Raw genomic sequence first — 21,888 nt, forward strand, 5'->3', positions numbered from 1 at the left:
CTTACTTCTTGCGGAACTGGTCGAGGGAGATGACCTTTTCGGCCGGATCGACGGGCTCGTCCGGCGGGGTAGGTTCGCCCTCGGCCGCCGGATCGGCGGGCTTGAGGCCGGCCGCGGGCTGGGCGCCGTCGGCGCCGGCCTCGAACTGCAGCAGAAACTGCACGCTCGGATCGTAGAACCGCGTCACCGCCGCATAGGGCACCGAGACCCGCTTGGGCTGGCCGCCGAACTTCAGGGTCACCGAGAAGAAGGTCTCCCCCGGCGCCAGGTCCCAGTACTGGTGCTGCAGGACGATGGTCATCTCGTCGGGATATTTCGAGAGCAGGTCCACAGGCCCGGACACGCCGGGCGCGTCGGTCTTGAACGTGACGTAGAAATGGTGCGCGCCCGGCAGCCCTTCGGGCGAGGCGGCGCGCTTCAGGGCGGCCTTGACCACCCCGCGCAGGGCCTCCTGGGCCATCGCCTCATAGTGCATCTGGTCTTGGGCCGGCGGCTCCTGAGCCATGGGGTCTCCGGGGTGGGCGCTGCAAAGGTGAGAAACTAGCGCGTGGCGCGCCGGGCGCAAGGCGGCGCACGCGCCAAGCGCGAGATCCGGGCGATCTGACGCGCCCGCGACACGGGATAGGGCGGCCAGAAAACAAATGAGGGAAGGTGGAGGGGTTCTGTTGCAAGGCCCCCTCCCGGCCCCGCCTAGCGCTGCTAAGACACTAGGAGTTTAGGTCGACATCTATCGGACCGCTTACGCAGCCAGACGGACTTCTTCAGCGAAGTTATCGTTCGCATTTAGATTAAGGCCCGAAACGGTGGGCCAAGCCGAGAGAAAGCAACACCTTTAGACGTCTGTCGATGCTGATCGGCCCCAGACTTCCCGGCGATACCCGGGGAAGGATTTGGTGGAGCCGCCGGGAATCGCACCCGGGTCCAGTCCGCTTATGACGTGCGCGTTTATCTCCATAGTCCGGCGAACCGGACAGATTGAATATAGGGCGGCGCCCAGCGGATTTGAAGGGCTTTCGCGTCGAGGTCCTACGAGGCTGGCGGCCGGTCGGCCGGCTTGATACGGCCGCCGCCGGCGATCAGCGCCTCATAGGCCGCCCTTTCCCGCGAGAAGTCGGCGCCCCGGGGGAGCAGGACATCGATCCGCGGCTCGTGGCCCATGGCCGCGCCGATGGCGGTCTCGAGCAGGTCGGCGACCTCACCCACCTCGGCGGGATCACAGTCGCGCCGCAGGGCGCCTCCGGCGCGCTCCGTCAGCCGGACCAGATCATAGGACACGCCGTCGAGACAGATGGAGCCGACGCTGGCGCTCCCCTCCTGGGCCACGGCGTCCCGGGGGCTGTTCCAGGCCTGCGCCTCGACCAGCTCAAGGATGCGGCTGCGGTAGCCGGCGGGCAGTTCGGCGTCGAACCCGACGCGCCTTGCGATATCGGGCTCGCAGCAGGCGCGGCCGGCGCGGACCTGGACGAAGGCCTTGCCGTCCCGCCGGGCGGTCAGGCGGATGACCATCTGCTCGACGCTGTTGGAGGGCCTGCGCCAGACTTCCAGGATCGCCTCCCCGCCATAGACCACCTGGGTCTGCAGGGGCGGCAGGCCCCAGAGGCGATAGAGGGTAGGTTCGATGGGGGTCGTGACGGGCGCGGGGCCGCTGCGGGGCAGGCGCCTGCGGGCCATGGGATCGGCGGCGTCGCGCGGAGCCGGGCGCTCGGCCTCCCACCACGCCCGGGGATCGGGCGGGGGATAGGGCCAGGCTGCGCCCGGCGATCCTTCCGCCGGCGTCTGGGCGAGGCCCGGCGCAGCGGCCATCAGACTGAGGGCCAACCCCAGGGCGACCCGTAGCATCGTGATCGCCGCCATCTGCGCCTCCTACATGCCGTCTGCGCCCCGCGTGATGGAAAGCACGCCCGTGCGCGACAGTTCCACCAGGCCCAGCGGCCGCATCAGCTCGGCGAACTTGTCGATCTTGTTGGGCGCGCCGGTGATCTCGAAGACGAAGCTCTCATGGGTGGTGTCGATCACCCGGGCGCGGAAGATGTCGGCCACCCGCAGGGCCTCGACCCGCTCGGCGCCCAGGCTCTTGACCTTCACCAGGGCCAGCTCGCGCTCCAGGCCGTTGGGATCTCGGGTCACGTCCTGCACGTGGCGGGTGGAGACCATCTTCTCCAGCTGGGCCTCGATCTGGCCCAGCACATGGGGCGTGCCCCGGGTGACGATGGTCACCCGGCTGGTATGGGCGTTGCGGTCGGTCTCGGCGACCGTCAGGCTCTCGATGTTATAGCCCCGGGCGGCGAACAGCCCGACCAGCCGGTGCAGCACGCCCGGCTCGTTGTCCACCAGCACGGCGAAGGTGGCGAGGTTCTCCACCTCGGCCTTGTGATCGAGGTCATAGACGGAGGCGGGCTGGGGATCGGGCATCAAGGTCTCTTCTCTAGGCTCGGCCGTTCAGGTGTCACAGGCGAGGCTCAGGGGCAACCGGCGGCTGGCCGCTTCGACGACGGCTCAGCGCGCTTACGGTGGTCCAGTCGCCGGAGATCAGGGCTTCCTTCTTGGCGCGGGCGCCTCAGGATGAGGGCGACTGCTACGCCCTGCATAGCCGCCTCGCCCAACCTCCTCATCCTGAGGTGCGAGCGAAGCGAGCCTCGAAGGACGCACGGACTGCCGAAATGTTTCTCATTCGTTCCCGGTCTGCCGGAGGGAGCGAGGAGGTCAACTTCGATGTCTACGCCTCAAAGACCGCAAGGCTTCACACCAGCCGCTTGCCGGCGTCGTCGATGATGGAGCCGAGGTCGCGGGCTTCCTGGGCCAGGATCATCTCGTTGTGCGCCTTGCCCGACGGGATCATGGGGAAGCAGTTCTCTTCCTTGGTCACCCGGCAGTCGAACAGGACCGGGCGGCGCACGGAGATCATCTCGGCGATCTTGTCGTCCAGTTCGCCCGGATGTTCGGCCCGCAGGCCGACGGCGCCGAAGGCCTCGGCCATCTTCACGAAGTCCGGCAGGCTTTCCGAATAGGAGTGGGAATAGCGCTCCCCGTGCAGCAGCTGCTGCCACTGGCGGACCATCCCCATCCATTCGTTGTTCAGGATGAAGATCTTGATCGGCAGGTCATACTGAATGGCCGTGGCCATCTCCTGCATGGTCATCTGGACGCTGGCGTCGCCGGCGATGTCGATGACCAGCGAGTCCGGATGGGCGATCTGCACGCCGACGGCGGCGGGCAGGCCATAGCCCATGGTGCCCAGGCCCCCCGAGGTCATCCAGCGGTTGGGGTCTTCGAAGCGGAAATACTGGGCGGCCCACATCTGGTGCTGGCCAACCTCGGTGGTGATGTAGACGTCCTTGTCCTTGGCGTGATGGTACAGCCGCTCGACCGCCTGCTGCGGCTTGATCAGCTTGGAGTCCGGCGTGTAGGCGAAGCAGTCCCGCGCCCGCCAGGCTTCGATCTGCTTCCACCATTCGTCGAGCGCGGTCTTGTCCACCGACAGGCGCATGGATTTCCAGGCGGCGATCATGTCCTCCAGCACGCTGGCAGCGTCGCCGACGATGCCGACATCGCAGCGGACATTCTTGCCGATGGACGAGGCGTCGATGTCCACATGGATCTTGCGCGAGGTGGGCGCGAACGCGTCCAGCCGCCCGGTGACCCGGTCGTCAAAGCGGGCGCCCAGGGCGACCATGACATCGCAGTCGTGCATGGCATGGTTGGCTTCATAGCTGCCATGCATGCCCAGCATGCCCAGCCACTTGGCGTCCGAGGCCGGGAAGGCGCCCAGGCCCATCAGGGTCGAGGTCACCGGTGCGCCGGTCAGCTCGGCGAACTCCCGCAGCAGCTTTGCCGCCCGCGGGCCGGCATTGATCACGCCGCCGCCGGTATAGAGGATCGGCCGGCGCGACTGGGCGATCAGGGTGACGGCCTCGGCGATCCGGCCGGCGTCGCCCTTGACCTGCGGGCGATAGTCATGGGCGTGGGTGACGGCCTTCGGCCCCTGATAGGCCGCCTTGCCGAACTGCACGTCCTTGGGGATGTCGATGACCACCGGACCCGGGCGGCCCGAGGTGGCGATGTGGAAGGCCTCGTGCATGATGCGCGGCAGGTCGTCGACGTTCTTGACCAGATAGTTGTGCTTGGTGATCGAGCGGGTGATGCCGATCGTGTCGCACTCCTGGAAGGCGTCGGTGCCGATCAGGTGGGTGGCCACCTGGCCGGTGATGACCACCAGGGGGATGGAGTCCATCAGGGCGTCGACAATGCCGGTGACCGCATTGGTCGCGCCGGGGCCGGAGGTGACCAGGACGACGCCGGGCTTGCCGGTGGAGCGCGCATAGCCTTCGGCCGCATGGGTCGCGCCCTGCTCGTGGCGGACCAGGATGTGACGCAGGCGCGGCTCGGCGAACAGCGCGTCATAGATCGGCAGCACCGCCCCGCCCGGATAGCCGAACAGAACCTCTACGCCCTGGTCGAGGAGCGAGCGGACGACGATCTCGGCGCCGCTCATCAATTCGGTGTCGGCGGCCTCGGGGGCGGTGATGGTCTGGTGGGCGGTCATGGCAGTGGCCTTCTTTAGGCTGGCCTTCAGGGCAATAAAAAAGGCCCTCGGGGGGCCTTGGTGCAAGCGACCTCGTTCGCGCCGATCGAAATCGGCCCGTCTAAGGTCGCCACTCAAGTACGGTGCGGACGCGCATGCGCGTTCTCCAGATATAAGATTTCCCGCTCATGGCATGCCCCCGCCAGGGCGTCAAGGCGCGCCTAGAGCAAGAAACTGCCTCCACTGGTCTTCCGGGGTCGTGGCTGAAACCCGCGGCCAGTCCGCGGTCTGGTTGCGGAACCAGGTGGCCTGGCGCTTGGCGTAGCGGCGGGTCTCCTGCTGGGCGGCGGCGAGCGCCTGGCCCCGGGTCATCTCGCCGGCCTGCCAGGCGGCGACCTCTCGCAGACCCAGGGCCTTCATCACCGGCAGGTCGGGATCAAGCCCCCGGGCGATCAGGCCCGAAACCTCCTCGACCGCGCCGGCCTCGAACATGGCGGCCAGCCGCGCGTCACAGCGGGCATAGAGCGCGTCACGCGGCGGCTCGACGACGACACCCCGCCAGTCCCCGGGGGCCAGAGGCGCGGTGGTGGCCGCCTGAAGGTCGGACAGGGAGCGACCGGCGGCCAGATAGACCTCCCAGGCCCGCACCAGCCTCTGGCGGTCGCCCGGCGCGATCCGGGCCGCAGCCGCCGGATCGATCTCGCCCAGGCGCGCCCGGAAGGCGGCCTCGCCCAGGGCGTCGAACTGCGCCCCGGTCTGGGCCCGAATGTCCGGTGCGGCGGCGGGAATGTCGGCCAGGCCGTGGGTGAGGCTGCGGAAATAAAGGCCTGTTCCCCCCACCAGGATCGGGCTGGCGCCGCGGGCGCGGATCCCGGCGATGATCGGCAGGACGGCGCGACGCCAGGCGCCGACGGACCAGGCCTGCGCTCCGTCGGCTACGCCGAACAGGTGGTGCGGCGCCTCGGCCATCTCTTCGGGCGTCGGGCGGGCGCTCAGGACCGACAGGTCGTCATAGAGCTGGATGGAGTCGGCGTTGACGATCTCGCCGCCGATTTCCCGGGCCAGGCGCAGGGAGATCGCCGTCTTGCCGCTTGCCGTCGGCCCGCCGATCAGCCAGATGCGGGGCTCCATGGAAATCGCGCTCACCCTTGTCAGTCCGCAGGAGGCCGCCCTTGCCGCGGCCGCCGTCCAACTAACCCAAGCGCTCGCAGGCGCGCAGGCCCGCGTCAAGGAACCGCGACCTTTGGGTCCGGGGGCGGTGGACCTGTCGGTGGAGGCGGAGGCGCTTGCGCCGGTGCGCGCCGCAGCCCAGGCCGCCCTGTCGCAGATGCCGGTGGATGTCTGCGTCCAGCCCTGGGCCGGGCGGCGCAAGCGGCTGCTGATCGCTGACATGGATTCCACCATCATCGGCTGCGAGTGCATCGACGAACTGGCCGACTTCGCCGGGGTCAAGGATCTCGTCTCGGAGATCACCGAGCGGGCCATGCGCGGCGAACTGGACTTCGAGGCCGCCCTGCGCGAGCGGGTGGCCATGCTGAAGGGGCTGCCGCTGTCGGATCTGCAGCGGGCCTATGACGAGCGGGTGGCGCTCAATCCCGGCGCGCGGACCCTGGTGCGCACCATGGCCGGAAGCGGCGCCCGCTGCGTCCTGGTCTCCGGCGGCTTCAGCTTCTTCACCACCCGCGTGGCCCAGGCCGCGGGCTTCCACGCCCAGCGGGCCAACACCCTGATCGAGGCCGGCGAGGTCCTGGCGGGCGAGGTGGGTGTTCCGATCCTCGGCCGGGAAGCCAAGCTCTCAGCCCTGCGCGAAGAGGCCGCCGCCCATGGCCTGGAGCTGTCGGCGACCCTGGCGGTGGGCGACGGGGCCAACGACCTGGCGATGATCGAGGCCGCCGGCCTGGGCGTCGCCTATCGGGCCAAGCCGGTGGTGGCGGCCCAGGCCCACGCCAAGGTGGACCACGCCGACCTGACCGCGCTGCTCTACTTCCAGGGCTATGCGGCGAGCGACTTTGTCACCGACTGAAGCCAACCTTGATTTCGCATCGGGGGCGCCTCGGACTATGAGCCTGCCATGACGCTTCCCCGCCCCTGCGCCGCCGTCGTGTTCGACATGGACGGCCTGCTGATCGATTCCGAACGCCTGATGCTCGAGGCCATGGGCGGCGCGGCCCTGGCCATGGGCAAGGAGCTGCCGTTCCCGGTGTTCCAGAGCATGGTCGGCCTGACCCATGCGGCGAGCGACGGCATCCTCATCAACCACTTCGGTGAGGGCTTCGTGCTCGACGACTATGTGGCGGACGTGCGGGCGCGGTTTGTCGAGGCGCACAAGGCTGGGGTGGCCCTGAAGGCCGGCGTGATCGAGATGCTGGACCACCTGGACGCGGTCGGCGCGCCGCGGGCGGTGGCCACCTCGTCGCGCATGAGATCGGTGGAGACCCATCTGGGTCAGGCCGGACTGCTGTCGCGGTTCGACGCCTTCATCACCGCCGAGAGCGTCACCCACGGCAAGCCGCACCCCGAGCCCTATCTCAAGGCCGCCGCAGCGCTCGGCATGGATCCCCGCGACTGCATCGCCCTGGAGGACAGCCACAATGGCGTCCGCGCAGCGGCGGCGGCCGGCATGATGACCATCATGGTGCCCGACATGCTGGAGCCCAATGATGAGATGCGGGGTCTGTGCGTGCGCATCGCCCAGGACCTGCACGAGGTCCGCGACCTGCTGGCGGTGATGGTCCGCAAATGAAAAGCCCCCGATCCGGCTAGGGATCGAGGGCTGATCTGTCTGGCTTAGCCGAGGCTTATCGCGTCCCGCCCGGGCCCCGCTCGAAGTAGCGGAAGAACTGGCTGTTCGGCGACAGGACCATGGTCGCATCCCCTTGGCCGATGGAGGCCTCATAGGCCTGCATCGAGCGGTAGAAGGAGGCGAAGCTCGCATCGCGGCCGAAGCTCTGGGCATAGATGCGCGTCCGCTGCGCATCGCCTTCGCCTCGGATCTGGTCAGCCGTTTCTTGTGCGGTGGCCAGGGTGATGGTCACTTCCTTGTCGGCCTCGGCGATCCGCTCGCGCTTCTGCTGCTCACCGACGGCGCGGATCTGGGCGGCCTGCTGCTGGCGGGCCGTCTCCATCCGACGATAGGTCGCCGCCATGTTTTCCTGCGGCAGGTCTGCGCGGCGAATGCGGACGTCGATCACTTCGATGCCGAGCCGCGAGGACGCCGCCCGAGCGCGGACGTCGGCGAGGGTGTTGGCCATCACCCCGCTTCGGGCGCCGGAGATGATGTCGCTGGACGTGGCCGAACCCAGGACCTGGCGAAGGGACGAATTGACCAGCCGCTGGATGCGGTCGCTGGCTGTCCGGTCGTCACGCAGGGTGCGGTAGTACTGCAGCGGCTCGCTGATCCGGTAGCGGATGAAGGCGTCCACCACCAGGCGCTCCTGATCGGCGGCGATGACCTCTTCCTCTTCGGTCTCCAGGGCGATGTTGCGCTTATCGAAGCGCAGCACCTGTTCCATGAACGGAACCTTGACCTTGAGCCCGGCGGTGGCTTCCGGACCGGCGTTCACGACCCGGACGGGATCGCCCAGGCGGACCACGATGGCCTGTTCGCGCTGGTCCACCACGAAGAAGGTGTTGGCCAGGACGATCAGGGCGACCACCGCGGCGATCGCGTAGGGGATATAGCGGCGGTTCATCATTGGCTGCTCCTCACGCCCGGGGCAGCTGAACCGGTTTCCGCTGGCGTCGCGGTGGCCGCAGGGGCGCTTGTGCGAGGCCGGAAGACATCAGGCGGCAGGATGATCGGGGCGCTGGCGCCGTCGGAATCGACGATCACCTTGTTCGAGTTCTGCAGAACGCGCTGCATGGTCTCGATATAGAGGCGCTCGCGGGTCACCGCCGGGGCTGCGCGATACTCCGCGTAGATCTGGTCGAAGCGCGACGTCTCACCGGTGGCTTCACGGACAGCCTGTTCGCGATAGGCTTCGCCGGCCTGGGTGATGCGCGCGGCGTCACCCTTGGCCTCGTTGACCACCCGATTGAAGTAGGCCTCGGATTCGTTACGGGCCGATTCCGCGTCCTGGCTGGCGTTGAAGACATCGCGGAACGCCGCGATCACTTCCGACGGCGGGTCAGCATTGCGGATCTGCACTTCCACCACGCTCACGCCGGCGCCCCAGGAATCCAGGGTCTGCTGCATCAGTTCAGCCGCCTGGGCCTGCACCGGCCCACGGCCGCGGGTCAGGATGTAGTCGAGCTGTGAGCGCCCGACGACCTCGCGCATGGCGCTTTCGGCGACGGCCTTAACCGACTCCTCGGGGTCGCGGATGGTGAAGATGAAGCGTGGGGCGTCGGCCACCCGCCAGGTGACGCTGAACTTCAGGTCGATGATGTTCTCATCCCCCGTCAGCATCAGGCTCTGTTCGGGGTCCGCCGCCTCGGACGTGCCGCCGATGTCGATACGGTTCAGGGAGGTGACAGGCACCTTCTCCACGCGCTCGATGGGGCTGGGAAGCCGGTAGTTCAGGCCTGGACCCGCCGAACGGGAATAGGCGCCGAAGGTGGTGATCACCGCCTGTTCATTGGGCTGGACCAGATAGAGGCCCGACAGCGCCCAGAGCGCAAAGGCGATGGCCGCCACGGCGGCGACCGCGCCAGGGCGGATCTGATCGCCGCCGGGGCCGCCGAGGAAGTTGCGCATGCGCGCCATCAGGCGCTCAAGCAACTGGTTGAGGTCGGGCTGGGGGCCACGGGGTCCACGAGGGCCACCGCCGGATCCGGGGCGCCTTGGGCCTCCCGGACCGCCCGACCCACCAGAACCGCCGCCTTGCTGCGGCGGATTTCCCCAGGGGCCGGGGTTTACGTTGTCATTCCAGGGCATTCTTTTTGTGCGTCGTCTTTCTGGGTCGCGTCGTCGGGGGACGTCGGGTGTGTCGGCGTATCTCGGCGCGGCCGCGATCTTGGGTCCGCCAGGGCGGACTTGTAAACCGGCGCTTACAGCCGGATATGAGACGGCCAAGCCGCCAACGCAAGCCGAAGCCGACATGAACACATCACGCCTGCCTGACCGCGACGCCCTGCTGGCGCTCCTCGACGGGGTGCTGGACCCCCGAAGCGGCAAGGGGCTGGTGAGCGCGGGCCTGGTCCAGGGGCTCTCGGTGCGGACCGGTCGGGCCGGCTTCATGATGGAGGTCGCGCCGGGGCTGCTGGAGCTCTACGAACCGGTCCGCGCCCAGGCCGAGCAGGCGCTTCGCCAGGCGCCCGGCGTCGAGCAGGCCCAGGTGGTGCTGACCAATTTCGATGGGCCCAGCGGCGCTTCGCCAACGCCGCCGGCCACGAACACGACCGCCGAAGCGCCGCCGGCGCCAGGCGTGACCCGGGTGCGCAAGGGCGCGCGGCTGGCCAATGATCCCCAGGCCGCGCCCTCGCCGCCGCCCAACGCCACGCGACCGGCCCATGTGCGGCGGGTGATCGCCGTGGCCAGCGGCAAGGGCGGGGTGGGCAAGTCCACCGTCTCGGTCAGCCTGGCCGCGGCCCTGTCGGGCCTGGGCCTGCGGGTCGGCCTGCTGGACGCCGACGTCTACGGGCCGTCAGCCCCGCGGATGCTGGGGGTGGACGGGGATCCGGAATACCATCCCGAGAAGAAGCTGATCCCCCTGGAGGCCTGGGGGATCAAGGTCATGTCCATCGGCTTCATGGTCGATGAGGGCGCGCCGATGATCTGGCGCGGTCCCATGGCGTCCTCGGCCGTGCGCCAGATGATGCACGAGGTGGCCTGGGGCGAGGAGGCCGCGCCCCTTGACGTGCTGGTGGTCGACATGCCGCCGGGCACCGGCGACATCCAGCTGACCCTGATCCAGAAGATGAAGCTGGACGGGGTGATCATCGTCACCACGCCTCAGGAGATCGCCCTGATCGACGCCCGGCGGGCGGCGTCCATGTTCCAGAAGACCGGCACGCCGATCCTGGGCGTCATCGAAAACATGGCCTATTTCGCCGATCCGGCCACGGGCGTGCCGATCCCGATCTTCGGCCAGGGCGGCGGCGCGACCGAGGCCGAACGCCTGGGCGTGCCCCTGCTGGGCCAGATCCCCATCGACGTGGCCCTGCGCCAGGCCTGCGACGACGGCCGGCCCCTGGGGGTCACCGCCCCCGACAGCGGCCCGGCCAGGGCCTTCCGCCAGGTGGCCGAAATGCTGCGCACCCGCCTGGGCCTGGCCCGCGGGTAGGGCGGGCCAGAGCCTGGCGATCAGACGGAACCGTCTGATCGTTGAACCAGGCTCTAAATTCTAAGACTCGAGCGCGTTCCGATAACCGGTTCCCACTTATCGGAACGCGCTCCAGGCGGGGCGTCAGGCCGCCGCGTTGTCGCGGGCGTCCAGGGCGGCGCGGATGACGGCGTGCTTTTCGGCGTTCATGCCGTAGCCGAAGAAGCAGGCCCCGCCGATCAGGACGAAGATGATCGGCGCGAACAGGTAGCACATCTCCAGGCCAAAGATGGCGTCCGGCGTATTGGTGACATTGTCGGCGGCGTTGTAGCCCACCAGGGACAGCACCGGGAAGATGATGCCCACGGAGATGGCCGCGCCGACCTTCTGGGTGCTGGTCACCATGGCGTAGAGCAGGCCGGTCTGCTCCTTGCCCTGCTCGAGTCGGATGGCGTCCCCCACATCGGCGACCATGGCGCGGACCAGCACGACGAAGGCGCTGGCGGTGAAGCCGACGGCGAACATGCCCAGGGCCGTGGGCAGGAAGAGGCCCTTGGGAATGACCATCAGGATCGTCTGGAACACCGCATAGGCCACCGTCGCGCCCATCAGGGTCTGGTGCTTGCCGAAGCGCTGGGCGAGCTTGGCCCAGACCGGCGCCCCCAGCAGGCCGGCGCCGATGAAGGGCACCAGCAGGATCGAGACCTGGGCGTAGTTGAACGCCTTGGCGTCGTGGAAGAAGAACACATAGATGGCCGCCGTCGTGCCGGGACCCAGCGCCAGGGCGAGGTCGGCCAGGATCAGGCGGACCATTTCCGGCCGCTTCAGGGCCTGCCAGTATTCCCGCAGGTCGAAGGTTTCGGCGGCGCTCCTGGGCGCGACCTTTTCCGGCGAGAGCAGCACGCAGAAGGCGGTGGTCAGCGGAATGCCGATGATGATGATCCAGCCGATGGCCGGCATGCTGGCCGCAGAGCCCGGCTCGATGGCGCCGCCGGTGAGGGCGGGCAACAGCAGCAGGCCGACCGCGCCGGCCACGCCCACGGCGTGCATCCAGCCATAGACCCGCGAGCGCTCATCATAGCTGGTGGCGATGGCCGAGGCCCAGGCCGCATGGGCCAGGGTCACGATCGACAGGGCGGAATAGATCACCAGCAGCCAGAGGATCAGATAGCCTTCGCCCGCCCCGACCGGCGGATTGAACAGTTTGTAGGCCCCGAACATCATGATCGGCACCCCGCCGATCACCCAGGGCCGGTAGCGGCCGATGGGGGTGCGGGTGCGGTCCATCAGGGCGCCGACGATGGGGTCGAAGGCGATGTCGATCAGCCGCACGATGGTGAAGGCCGCGCCCACGGCGATCAGGCTGATCCCGATCTCGCCGGCGAAGTAGCGCGGCAGGAAGACGCCCAGCGCCAGGGCTAGCACGGCCAGCGGAATGCCGGTGCTCGAGAAGGCCAGGACTGTGACGAGGGATAGACGGCCACCGCCGCGGGGCGCAGCCGCGCCCAGGGTTGAAGCACTCACTGGAACGTCTCCAAATCTATGATTTTGGCGCAAGCTTGGCTGCGCGATTATGTGGTCAAGCAAACGCCCGCTTGCGGCGGGGCGCAAGCGGGCGGGAAAGATATAACAGCGGTTACTTTTCAGCTCTGCCGGGGTTCGACCAGGGGCGTCGGAATGGACGGCTCACTGGCCAGGGTCTCGATCACCGGGGCGTTGTCGTAGAAGGCGTCCCGCTCGTCCAATTCCCGGCGGATTTCGCTGTGGCGCTCCTCGCCCAGCTTGTAGCCGATGAAGCAGAGGCCCCCCAGGGCGACAAAGAAGATGGGGCCGATCAGGAAGGCCAGCTCCAGGCCGCGCACGGCCTCGGCGGAGTTGGCCGCGCCGTCGGTGGCGTTGTAGCCCACGCGATCCAGGACGGTGAAGGTGAGGAAGACGGCGAAGGCGCCCGAAATCTTCGAGGTCAGGGTGGTGATGGCGTAGAGCAGGCCCGAGCGCTCCTTGCCCTGTTCCAGGCGGACCTCGTCGGCGACGTCGGCGGTCATGGCGCGGGTCAGCACCTGGAAGCCGGCCGCCAGGAAGCCGGCGGTGAACATCTGGAAGGCGCCGATCATCATGTCGCCCTTGGGCAGGAAGGGCAGCGCAACCAGGGCCGCAGCATAGCCCGTCGTGGCGACCATCACGGCGCGATGCTTGCCGATCCGCATGGCCAGGCGCCCCAGCAGCGGCGCGCCGCCAAAGCCGGCGACGATATAGACCGCCAGCAGGGCGCTGGCCTGGCTGGTGGTGAAGCCCCGGGAGTCGGTGAAGAAGAACAGGTAGAGCGCGCTCATCCAGCCGGGACCGAGCGACAGGCACAGGTCGGCCAGGACGATCCGGCCCATGGAGGGCCGGGCGATCAGCCGCCAGTATTCCTTCAGCTGGAACTTCTGCTGGCCCGGCACGTCGGGCGAGATCTTCTCCGGCGTCAGGGAGACCACCAGCCAGACCGCCAGGGGCGTCAGGATCATCACGAACCAGCCCATGGCCGGCACGCCTTCGGACTCCGGCATGCCGAGGGCGGCCACGATGAAGGGCATCAGCAGCACCAGCAGGGCGCCCATGACGCCGACCGCCGTCATGATGGCGAAGACGCGGGACCGATCATTGTAGCGAGGCGCCAGCGTCGCGGCCCAGGCGGCGTGGGACAGGTGCAGGATCGAGGTGCCGACATAGAGGATCAGCAGCCAGAAAATCAGCCCGCCGACCCCGCCGGATGGCGAGATGAAGAGCATGAAGATGGCCAGCATCAGGATCGGCGCGCCGATCATGGTCCACAGGCGATAGCGGCCGAACCGGGTCCGCGTCCGGTCCATGGCCATGCCCAGGAGCGGATCAAGGGGAATGTCGATCATGCGCACCAGGGCGAAGGCTGAGCCCACCGCCAGCAGGCTGATGCCGATCTCGCTCGCGAAATGCCGCGGCAGATAGACCGACATGGCGATGGTCAAGGCCGATAGGGGCAGGCTGGTGCAGGCGAAGGCGAGGATCGTCGACAGCTTGAGCTGTCGCGCAGGGGCGGGCGCGGCCGCGTCGGTCTGTGCCACTCTGGCGTATCTCCCATTGGTCGGCGACGCCTCTGGCGGGCGTTGTCCTGATCGTTAGGTTACGCGCGTTCACCTAGGTCAAGGCAAGGCCTTTCCGCAGGCCTGGGCAGAAAGCAGAACGGGCGGCCCGCAGGGACCGCCCGTCGCTTGATTTCGAGGCTATCTGGTTGGCTTAGCCGCCGGACATCTTGCGGAAGAACTTCTGGCTCTGTTCGCCGCCGGCGGCGTAGGCCTGCTGGCCCTCGGGGTCGGAGATCTTGGACCAGTTGTCGCGGACCTCCTCGACCGAGAGGCCGCCCTCGCCGAGATAGACGCCTTCGGTCTCATAGATGCGCGACAGGGCGAAGGCGCCCGCGCCGGCGGTGAGGATGGCGCCGGTGGGCGCCTCTTCGGAGCAGAGATAGACCACGCCCGGGGTGACATATTCGGGCTTCAGGCGCTCGAGCACGGCCGGCGGCATCAGGTTCTCGGTCATCCGCGTGGCGGCCACAGGGGCGATGGCGTTGACGTGGATGTTGTTCTTGGCGCCTTCGAGACGCAGGGTGTTCATGAAGCCGATGATGCCCAGCTTGGCGGCGCCATAGTTGGACTGGCCGAAGTTGCCATAGAGGCCCGAGGACGAGGTGGTCACCACGATGCGGCCGTAGTTCTGCTCGCGCATGATCTCCCAGGCGGCCTTGACCGGCTTGACCGTGCCCATCAGGTGGACGTTCAGCACCAGCTCGAAGTCGGCGATCTCCATCTTGGCGAAGGACTTGTCGCGCAGGATGCCGGCATTGGCGACGATGACGTCGATGCGGCCCCACTGGTCCATGGTCTGCTTGATCATGTGCGCGACGCCAGCGTCGTCGGTGACCGACGAGCCGTTGGAGATGGCTTCGCCGCCGGCGGCCTTGATCTCTTCGACCACGGCGTCAGCCGCGCTGGAGGAGCCGCCCGAACCGTCCACCGAACCGCCCAGGTCGTTGACCACGACCTTGGCGCCGCGCCGGGCCAGTTCCAGCGCATGCTGACGGCCAAGCCCGCCGCCCGCGCCGGTCACAATGGCCACTTTGCCGTCGAAGCGGATGTCCGCCATGGAAGTCTCCCAAAGTCAGCTGAAGGAATTGCCGGCGTTGTGCGCGGCTGACCCCTTCTCCGTCAAGGCGTTGGTGCGCGGCTCAGGCGGCCGGAACGGCTGCTGTCGAGGCCGCCTGGGCGGGCCTCAGGAACTTCACCAGCACCCGCTGGCCGACCAGGAAGGGCGCGCCGTCGGCGCTGACCACCACCTCGACCACCCGCTCGTCGGCCCGCACGGTGGGATCATCGGAGACCAGCTTGCGGGCGCCGAACACGGCCGCCCGGCGCAGGACCAGGCCCTTGAAGCTCTTGGAGGGGTCGGCCTCCGAGGCGATCTCGACGGTCTGGCCGATGGCCACGTGGGGCAGGGCGCCCTCGGCGATCTCGGCCCGGACGATCCGTTCCCCGGCCGGTTCCAGGTCGAACATGTTGGAGACGTTGAGGGTCGAGGCGCCTGAGCCCGGATTGGCGTAGCGGCGCACGATCACCCCGTTGACCGGGGCGCGGATCATGGTGAGCTCCAGATTATAGCCGGCCTCGGCCAGACGCGCCTGCGCGGTGGCGACGGCGGCCCGCTGGGCGCGCAGCCTCGCCTGGGCCTGGCGCATGCCGTCCTGGGCCTGGTCGAGGCGCTGGCCGGCGACGAAGTTGGACGGCGCCAGGGCCTGCAGCCGCTCATATTCCCGGTTGGCGGTGGAGATCTCCACCTCGGTGAGCGCGATCTGGGCGCGGGCCTGCTCCACCTCCGCCCGGGCGCGGGCGGCGGCCAGGCGAGGCTCATCGTCCTCCAGACGCGCGAGGATCTGGCCCTCGGTCACCTGGTCGCCTTCCTGGACCAGGACCTCGCGGACAACGCCGGCGCTGCGGGCGGCGACCTGGATGAGGCCGCCTTCGACGTCAGCCTTGCCGTTGGCGATCGCCACATAGGGACTGACCGGCGCGGCCTTGGCCTCGGCGGCCTCGGCCGCCTTCCTGGCGTCGGACTGGGATTTCAGGAACAGGCCGCCCCCGCCCAGCGCCAGCACGGCGACGACGGCGATCCAGAGGGCGGGGCGGCGGAGCAGGGCGGTCATGGGTCAGGCCTCGGTGAGTTGAGGTTGGCGGGCGGCGCCGTCCGGGGTCACCCGCCGGTCGTCCAGGATCTCGCCGTCCTCGATATGGATGATGCGGTCGGCATAGGCCTCCAGCCGCGGGTCGTGGGTGACGCAGATCACCGCCGCCCCATGGTCCTTGGCGGCCCGTTGCAGGAGCTTGATGACGATCTGGCCGTTCTCGCCGTCCAGGGCCGAGGTGGGTTCGTCGGCGAACAGCAGTTTCGGATCCTTGGCCAGGGCCCGGGCGATCGCCACCCGCTGCTTCTCGCCGCCGGAGAGTTCGGCCGGACGCTGGTTCAGCCGGTGGCCGAGGCCCACCTCCGTCAGCGCCACGGTCGCCCGCTGGCGGGCCTCGGCCTTGGACAGGCCCGTATGCTTGAGGACGGTGGTCACCTGCTCCATGGCGCTGAGCGCCGAGAACAGGTTGAAGCCCTGGAAGATGAAGCCGCAATGGTCCAGCCGGAAGCGGTCGATCCGGCCGGTGGGCAGAGACCAGAGGTCCTGGCCCAGGGCGGTCACCTGGCCGGCGTCCGGGCGCAGCAGGCCCGAGAGCGCCGCCACCAGGGTCGACTTGCCCGAGCCGGACGGTCCCATGACCATGGTCAGGTCCCCGTGGCGGGCGTCGAAGTCCACCGACTTGAGCACCTCAATATAGGACCGGCCGGTCTTGAAGCGCTTGGAGAGGCCCGTGGCGCGGATGGCGTCTTTCGGATGGGGCGCAGAGGTCATCGCAGCAGGTCCGCCGGTTGGCTCTTCTTCAGGACGCCCAGGGACATCAGACCCGAGGCCAGGGAGATGACGAGAAGCAGGATGGCCACGCCGACCACCCAGCCCATGGGGAAGCCCATGGGCAGCCCCGCGCCCTTGGCCAGCAGCGAGACCAGGAAGGTGAAGACCGCCGTGGCCGCCAGGCCCGCCAGGCCGACCCAGAAGGACAGCTCCAGCACGATCAGCCGCAGGGCGCCCATGGAGACGCCCAGGGCCCGCAGGCTGGCGAACTCCTTGATATTGGCCATGATCGCCCCGCGCAGGGTCTGGGAGGTGATGCCGACCCCGATCAGGAAGCCGAGGAAGACCGAGAAGCCGAGCATGATGCCGATGATCTGCTCCTTCATCAGGGCGCCCTCATTGGCCTGGGCCAGCTCCTGACGAGTCCAGGCGCGGTAGCGCCCGTCCGCCACCGCGTTGAGGTCGTCGCGGACCTGGACCGCGCGGGCGGCGTCCTTGATCTGAACCATCAGCGGTCCGACCTTCTCGCCGTCGTCGGCCATGCCCAGCAGCCGCAGGGTGTCGCGGGACACCACGACGGAGGGCTGGTTGATCGAGGGATAGCCGTCGAGGAAGGCGCGGATGGTGACGGTCTTGCCGTTGATGGTCGCCTTGTCATTGAGGGCGACGCCGAGCCGGGCCTGGGCGCTGCGGTCGATCACCGCGGCGAAGGGCTCCAGCAGCGCGATGCGCACCGTCTCGGGATAGTCCACCGGCAGGGTGACTGCGCCAGGGATCGGATCGACGATGTCGAGCTGGATCCACTGGGTGACCTGTTTTTCGCCGGCCTCAGGGGTGTTCATCCAGCGCCCGCCCGATCCGTCCAGGCTGGCGACCTGGACCACTTCGGGATGCAGGTACATCTCCGGCGCCAAACGCCTGGGCAGGCCATTGGAGCCGGAATTGATCAGGCTCTCGGACTTGGCGGGCAGGACCATGAGCTCGGCCCGCGACCGGTCGATGGTGGCGGTGGCCGCCTGGACGATCCCGGTGAACATGCCGACCTGGGCGAGGATCAGCAGGCCCGAAAAGGCGAGCGCGATCACCGCCGCCAGATAGCGGCGCCATTCATAGATCAATGTGGCCAGAGCCAGTGACATGCCCGTCCTCCTCGCCTGGAAGGAGTGGCCGGGCCGGGGCTGCAACCCAAGTTAATTCGAGGTAAGGCGAGGCGGCTGGCGTAGCCAATCAGGGCTTGCCCTGTTACGGCGGTTACAGGTGGGCCCTTAAGGGCCCGGGACGCCCAAAGAGACCCGAGGACGATGAAAGCAGCTCTTCTCGCCGCCAGCGCCTGTGGCGCCCTTTTTTCCCTGAGCGCCGGCCAGGCCCAGGCCGACGAAGGCATGTGGACCTTCGACAACTTCCCCGCCGACAAGGTCCAGGCCGCCTATGGCGTGACCATCGACCAGGCCTGGCTCGACCGGGTGCAGGCCGCGTCCGTGCGCCTGACCAACGGTTGCTCGGCCTCGGTGGTCTCCGACCAGGGCCTGGTGCTGACCAACCATCACTGCGTGGTCTCCTGCGTCCAGGACCTCTCCAGCGCGCAGACCGACTATGTGCAGGAGGGCTTCCTGACCACCGGCCGCGAGCAGGAGCGCACCTGCCCCGGCCAGCAGGCCGAGATCCTGACCGAGATCACCGACGTCACCGACACCATCCGCACCGCCGGCGAGGGTCTGTCGGGCCAGGCCTTCAACCGCGCCCGTGACGCCGCCGTGGCCAGGCTGGAGCAGGAGACCTGCGCTGGCGATGAGCGCTATCGCTGCCAGGTGGTGAGCCTGTATCGCGGCGGCCAGTACAAGCTCTACAGGTACCGCCGCTACGCCGACGTGCGCCTGGTCTTCGCGCCGGAGATCGCCACGGCCTTCTTCGGCGGCGACCCGGACAATTTCAACTTCCCCCGCTTCAACCTCGATATGGCCTTCCTGCGCCTCTATGAGGACGGCAAGGTGGTCGAGACCCCCGAGCATCTGACCTGGGTCGCCCGCGCCCCGCGGGAGGGCGAACCGACCTTCGTCTCGGGCAATCCCGGCTCCACCGATCGTCTGCTGACCGTGGCCCAGCTGGAGAGCCAGCGGGACCTGGCCATTCCGGTGAGCCAGCTGCAGCGGGCCGAGCTGCGCGGCCGGCTGATCCGCTTCTCGGAGGAGAGCGCGGAGAACAAGCGCATCGCCACCGATCCGCTGTTTGGCGTGGAGAACAGCTTCAAGGTCTTCTTCGGCCGCCAGTTCGCCCTGAACGATCCGGCCTTCATGGCCGACAAGCGCTCCGCCGAGGCCGAGCTGAAGGCCAAGGTCGCCGCCGACCCGGCCCTGGCCCGCGAGATCGGTGATCCCTGGAGCGAGATCGAGGCCGTCCAGGCCGCCTATGCGGAGGCCTACCTGCCCTATCGTCAGATGGAGGCCGCCGCCGGCGGCGGCTCGAGCCTGTTTGGCTATGCCCGCACCCTGGTGCGCGCGGCCCAGGAGCGGACCAAGCCCAATACCGAGCGTCTGGCGGAATTCGCCGATGCTCGCCTGCCGCTCCTGGAGAAGCGGCTGCTGGACGTCCGCCCGATCGATAAGCCGCTGGAGGAGATGTATCTCAGCTTCTGGCTGTCCAAGACCCGCGAATATCTGACCACCGACGACCCGGCGACCCAACTGCTGCTGGGCAAGGACAGCCCCGAAGGTCTGGCCGAGCGGCTGGTCGCCCGATCCAAGCTCGATGACCCGGCGGTGCGCCAGGCCCTGTGGAGCGGCGGGATGGCGGCCATCGAAGCCTCCGACGATCCGCTGATCCGGCTGGCCCTGCGGATGGATCCCATGGCGCGCACCCTGCGCGACACCTGGGAGACGCAGGTGGAGGCGCCGACGGCGCGGGCCGCCGAACGCGTGGCCGCGGCCCGCTTCGCCGCCTATGGGGACGCGGTCTATCCCGACGCCACCTTCACCCTGCGGCTGTCCTATGGGCAGGTTCAGGGCTGGACCCATCGGGGCCGCACCATCCCGGCGACCACCAGCTTCTCAGGGCTCTATGAACGGGCCACGGGCGCCGAGCCCTACGCCCTGGCGCCTCGCTGGATCGCCGCGCAGGACCAGCTGAACCCCGACACGGTCTATAATTTCGTCACCACCAACGACATCATCGGCGGCAATTCCGGCTCGCCGGTGGTCAATGCGCAGGGCGAGGTGCTGGGCGCGGCCTTCGACGGCAACATCCACTCCCTGGGCGGCGACTACGGCTATGACGGGACCATCAACCGCACCGTCGTGGCGGCCACATCGGCGGCCACCGAGGCCCTGGAGAAGGTCTATGGCCTGACCGGCCTGCTGGACGAACTGCTGGACCGCTGAGGCGAGGTCTGCGGGCGGGGCCTGGCCCCGTCCGCAGGGGCCCTCAGACCCCGGGGGCGTTGAGCACCGGCACGCGACGCTTGGCGCGCTTGCGCAGCAGCCGCCAGCCGAGCGTTCCCACCGTGCCGGCCACGACCAGGGCGATCAGGCCCAGGGTCAGGGGATCGACGTGGTCGAGGATGTCCAACTGCTCCAGGCCCTTGGCTGTGAGATAGCCCGGCGCCAGGGCGGCGAAGACCCAGATCACCGCTGAGATCACATTGGCGATCTGAAACCGGCGCACCGGCATCTGCATGATGCCCAGCACCGCCGGAACAAAGGCGCGCATCGGGCCGATAAATCGGCCGGCATAGACCGAGATCACGCCAAATCGCCGGCAATAGAGGCGGGTGAGGGCGAACTGCCGGCGGTGGCGCCTCAGCCAGCGGTGGCGCAGCACTCGGGTCCCCAGCCTGCGGCCGATGAAATAGGAGATGGCGTCGCCGATGATCGCCCCGGTGATGCAGCCCAGCAACACCGACACCGGATCCAGAACCCCGGTCGCCAACAGGCCGCCGGTCAGCACCAGCATCGGCGTCGCCGGAATGAAGGCGCCGAGAATCACCATGGATTCCAGCATGATGAACAGGCCCAGCACGAGGCCGGCCCAACCGTGATTGACGCGGATGAAGTCCGCGACCGGCTCAAGCATGGATTCCATATCGGGTTCCCGTAGACGTCTGGCGCGGGCATGGCCGGACGTCGTGGCATTCTAGTGGCAAAATCTGTCAGCGGGTTAAAGGCCGCCCGTTTCGGGCGTCTTGCTTGGCCGGGCGCCAGTGACGGGCGCAGGCGGCCTCGGACTAAGGGCCGGACGCCTTCCGCCGCGCCGGGACCGCATCCAGCCGCTGCTGCAGCGCGCCGAGCGCCTCGCGCAGGGCGCCGAGTTCCCCGAGGTCGCCCCCGAGACGGCAGACCACCTCGCCTGGGATGGGCTGGGCCTTATCCCGCAGGGCTGCGCCCTCCGAGGTCAGGGAAATGATCACCCGGCGCTCGTCTCTGGGATCGCGGGCGCGATCCACAAGGCCCTGGGCCTCCAGCCGCTTGAGCAGGGGGGTGAGCGTGCCGCTATCCAGGTCCAGGGCCTGGCCGAGGTCGCCGACGCTGCGCGGCGCGGTCTCCCACAGGGCCAGCATGACCAGGTACTGGGGGTAGGTGAGGCCCAGGGGCGCCAGCAGGGTGCGATAGAGCCGCGTCACCCGGTTGCTGGCGCCATAGAGGGCGAAGCAGAGCTGCAGGTCGAGGCGAAGGGGGTTGACCCCTTCGCCTCCTGCGACCCTGGGGGCCTTGTCCTGTCTGGTGGCGTCCTGGTTCACCGCACCGTCGTGGTCAGCTGCACGTCGATATTGCCGCGCACCGCATTGGAATAGGGGCAAACCTGGTGGGCTGTCTCCACCAGTTCGCGCGCCGGACCCTCGTCCAGGCCCTCGATCTCGGCGGCCAGGGCCACGCCCAGGCGGAAACCGCCGCCATCCTTGGGGTAGAGCTGGACGGTGGCGGTCACCGCGGCGTCCTTCAGGCCAAGCTTCTGCTGGCGCGCGACGTGGCGCACGGCGCTCTCGAAACAGGCGGCGTAGCCGGCGGCGAACAGCTGTTCGGGATTGGCGCCGTTGCCGTTGCCGCCCAGGGCCTTGGGCATGGCGAGGTCGGCCTTGAACTGACCATCGGTGGTCTCGACGTGGCCGTCACGGCCGCCGACGGCGCGGGCGCTGGTTTCATAGAGGTGGGACATGGGAAGCTCCTTTTCAATCTCAGACAATTAGATTGTGTACAATCTAATAT

Annotated in this window: 20 protein-coding genes and 1 other RNA gene; 4 read left to right on the plus strand and 17 right to left on the minus strand. The window is 68.5% G+C overall.

Annotation, left to right across the window (positions count from 1 at the left end):
* Position 1: 1 nt before the first annotated feature.
* The 6 genes from Q7S93_RS07710 to miaA all read right to left on the minus strand — a co-directional run bounded on the left by Q7S93_RS07710 (position 2) and on the right by miaA (position 5,653).
* Positions 2-505 (minus strand): SspB family protein, encoded by a 504-nt coding sequence (locus Q7S93_RS07710; RefSeq protein ID WP_304713299.1) that lies wholly within the window; start codon positions 503-505, stop codon positions 2-4.
* Positions 506-650: 145 nt separating this feature from the next.
* Positions 651-1,011, minus strand: a transfer-messenger RNA (tmRNA) gene (ssrA, locus tag Q7S93_RS07715).
* Positions 1,012-1,026: 15 nt separating this feature from the next.
* The gene (locus Q7S93_RS07720) at positions 1,027-1,854 is read right to left on the minus strand and encodes a hypothetical protein (protein ID WP_304713300.1); all 828 of its coding nucleotides are present in this window, start codon (positions 1,852-1,854) and stop codon (positions 1,027-1,029) included.
* A 9-nt stretch (positions 1,855-1,863) separates the two neighbouring features.
* The gene (ilvN, locus tag Q7S93_RS07725; protein WP_300577834.1) at positions 1,864-2,412 is read right to left on the minus strand and encodes an acetolactate synthase small subunit; all 549 of its coding nucleotides are present in this window, start codon (positions 2,410-2,412) and stop codon (positions 1,864-1,866) included.
* Between the two features lie 328 nt (positions 2,413-2,740).
* Positions 2,741-4,543, minus strand: coding sequence for an acetolactate synthase 3 large subunit (locus tag Q7S93_RS07730; RefSeq protein WP_304713301.1), 1,803 nt, complete (start codon positions 4,541-4,543; stop codon positions 2,741-2,743).
* Positions 4,544-4,732: 189 nt separating this feature from the next.
* A complete protein-coding gene (miaA, locus tag Q7S93_RS07735) occupies positions 4,733-5,653 on the minus strand; it encodes a tRNA (adenosine(37)-N6)-dimethylallyltransferase MiaA (protein ID WP_304713453.1) in 921 nt (306 codons plus the stop codon).
* Here miaA and serB point away from each other — a divergent pair.
* Together serB and Q7S93_RS07745 are read left to right on the plus strand one after the other, a co-directional pair.
* The gene (serB, locus tag Q7S93_RS07740; RefSeq protein WP_304713302.1) at positions 5,652-6,545 is read left to right on the plus strand and encodes a phosphoserine phosphatase SerB; all 894 of its coding nucleotides are present in this window, start codon (positions 5,652-5,654) and stop codon (positions 6,543-6,545) included. The two genes, miaA and serB, sit on opposite strands and share 2 nt — an antisense overlap.
* 48 nt (positions 6,546-6,593) lie before the next feature.
* Positions 6,594-7,265 (plus strand): HAD family hydrolase, encoded by a 672-nt coding sequence (locus Q7S93_RS07745; protein ID WP_304713303.1) that lies wholly within the window; start codon positions 6,594-6,596, stop codon positions 7,263-7,265.
* A gap of 55 nt (positions 7,266-7,320) precedes the next feature.
* On the opposite strand, the gene hflC is transcribed toward Q7S93_RS07745, so the two are convergent.
* Both hflC and hflK read right to left on the minus strand, forming a co-directional pair.
* Positions 7,321-8,214: a protease modulator HflC gene (hflC, locus tag Q7S93_RS07750; RefSeq protein ID WP_304713304.1), complete on the minus strand. Its 894-nt coding sequence runs from the start codon at positions 8,212-8,214 to the stop codon at positions 7,321-7,323.
* Complete coding sequence (gene hflK / locus Q7S93_RS07755) at positions 8,214-9,227, minus strand: FtsH protease activity modulator HflK (protein ID WP_304713305.1); 1,014 nt, start codon at positions 9,225-9,227, stop codon at positions 8,214-8,216. The genes hflC and hflK overlap by 1 nt, the downstream gene beginning before the upstream one ends.
* Before the next feature lie 334 nt (positions 9,228-9,561).
* Between hflK and Q7S93_RS07760 the strand changes: the two genes are divergently transcribed.
* Complete coding sequence (locus Q7S93_RS07760; protein WP_304713306.1) at positions 9,562-10,746, plus strand: Mrp/NBP35 family ATP-binding protein; 1,185 nt, start codon at positions 9,562-9,564, stop codon at positions 10,744-10,746.
* 123 nt (positions 10,747-10,869) lie between these two features.
* On the opposite strand, the gene Q7S93_RS07765 is transcribed toward Q7S93_RS07760, so the two are convergent.
* From Q7S93_RS07765 to Q7S93_RS07790, 6 genes are all read right to left on the minus strand, one after another.
* Positions 10,870-12,249 (minus strand): MFS transporter, encoded by a 1,380-nt coding sequence (locus Q7S93_RS07765; protein WP_304713307.1) that lies wholly within the window; start codon positions 12,247-12,249, stop codon positions 10,870-10,872.
* 119 nt (positions 12,250-12,368) lie between these two features.
* Entirely contained in the window at positions 12,369-13,811 is a 1,443-nt protein-coding gene (locus Q7S93_RS07770) for an MFS transporter (protein WP_304713308.1), read from the minus strand.
* A gap of 172 nt (positions 13,812-13,983) precedes the next feature.
* Positions 13,984-14,889 (minus strand): SDR family NAD(P)-dependent oxidoreductase, encoded by a 906-nt coding sequence (locus Q7S93_RS07775; protein ID WP_304713309.1) that lies wholly within the window; start codon positions 14,887-14,889, stop codon positions 13,984-13,986.
* Between the two features lie 82 nt (positions 14,890-14,971).
* Entirely contained in the window at positions 14,972-15,943 is a 972-nt protein-coding gene (locus tag Q7S93_RS07780) for an HlyD family secretion protein (protein ID WP_304713310.1), read from the minus strand.
* A gap of 3 nt (positions 15,944-15,946) precedes the next feature.
* Entirely contained in the window at positions 15,947-16,693 is a 747-nt protein-coding gene (locus tag Q7S93_RS07785; RefSeq protein ID WP_304713311.1) for an ABC transporter ATP-binding protein, read from the minus strand.
* Positions 16,690-17,832, minus strand: a complete 1,143-nt coding sequence (locus Q7S93_RS07790; protein WP_304713312.1) for an ABC transporter permease — start codon at positions 17,830-17,832, stop codon at positions 16,690-16,692. Before Q7S93_RS07790 ends, Q7S93_RS07785 begins: the two co-directional genes overlap by 4 nt.
* A 162-nt stretch (positions 17,833-17,994) precedes the next feature.
* Between Q7S93_RS07790 and Q7S93_RS07795 the strand changes: the two genes are divergently transcribed.
* Positions 17,995-20,067, plus strand: coding sequence for a S46 family peptidase (locus Q7S93_RS07795; protein WP_304713313.1), 2,073 nt, complete (start codon positions 17,995-17,997; stop codon positions 20,065-20,067).
* Positions 20,068-20,110: 43 nt separating this feature from the next.
* On the opposite strand, the gene Q7S93_RS07800 is transcribed toward Q7S93_RS07795, so the two are convergent.
* The 3 genes from Q7S93_RS07800 to Q7S93_RS07810 form a co-directional block, all read right to left on the minus strand.
* Entirely contained in the window at positions 20,111-20,758 is a 648-nt protein-coding gene (locus Q7S93_RS07800; protein WP_304713314.1) for a DedA family protein, read from the minus strand.
* Positions 20,759-20,909: 151 nt separating this feature from the next.
* Positions 20,910-21,422, minus strand: a complete 513-nt coding sequence (locus tag Q7S93_RS07805) for a MarR family winged helix-turn-helix transcriptional regulator (RefSeq protein WP_370652100.1) — start codon at positions 21,420-21,422, stop codon at positions 20,910-20,912.
* Positions 21,419-21,838, minus strand: a complete 420-nt coding sequence (locus Q7S93_RS07810) for an organic hydroperoxide resistance protein (RefSeq protein ID WP_304713315.1) — start codon at positions 21,836-21,838, stop codon at positions 21,419-21,421. Before Q7S93_RS07810 ends, Q7S93_RS07805 begins: the two co-directional genes overlap by 4 nt.
* Positions 21,839-21,888 lie beyond the last annotated feature (50 nt).

Source organism: Phenylobacterium sp. (genome assembly GCF_030646615.1).
Classification (GTDB): domain Bacteria; phylum Pseudomonadota; class Alphaproteobacteria; order Caulobacterales; family Caulobacteraceae; genus Phenylobacterium.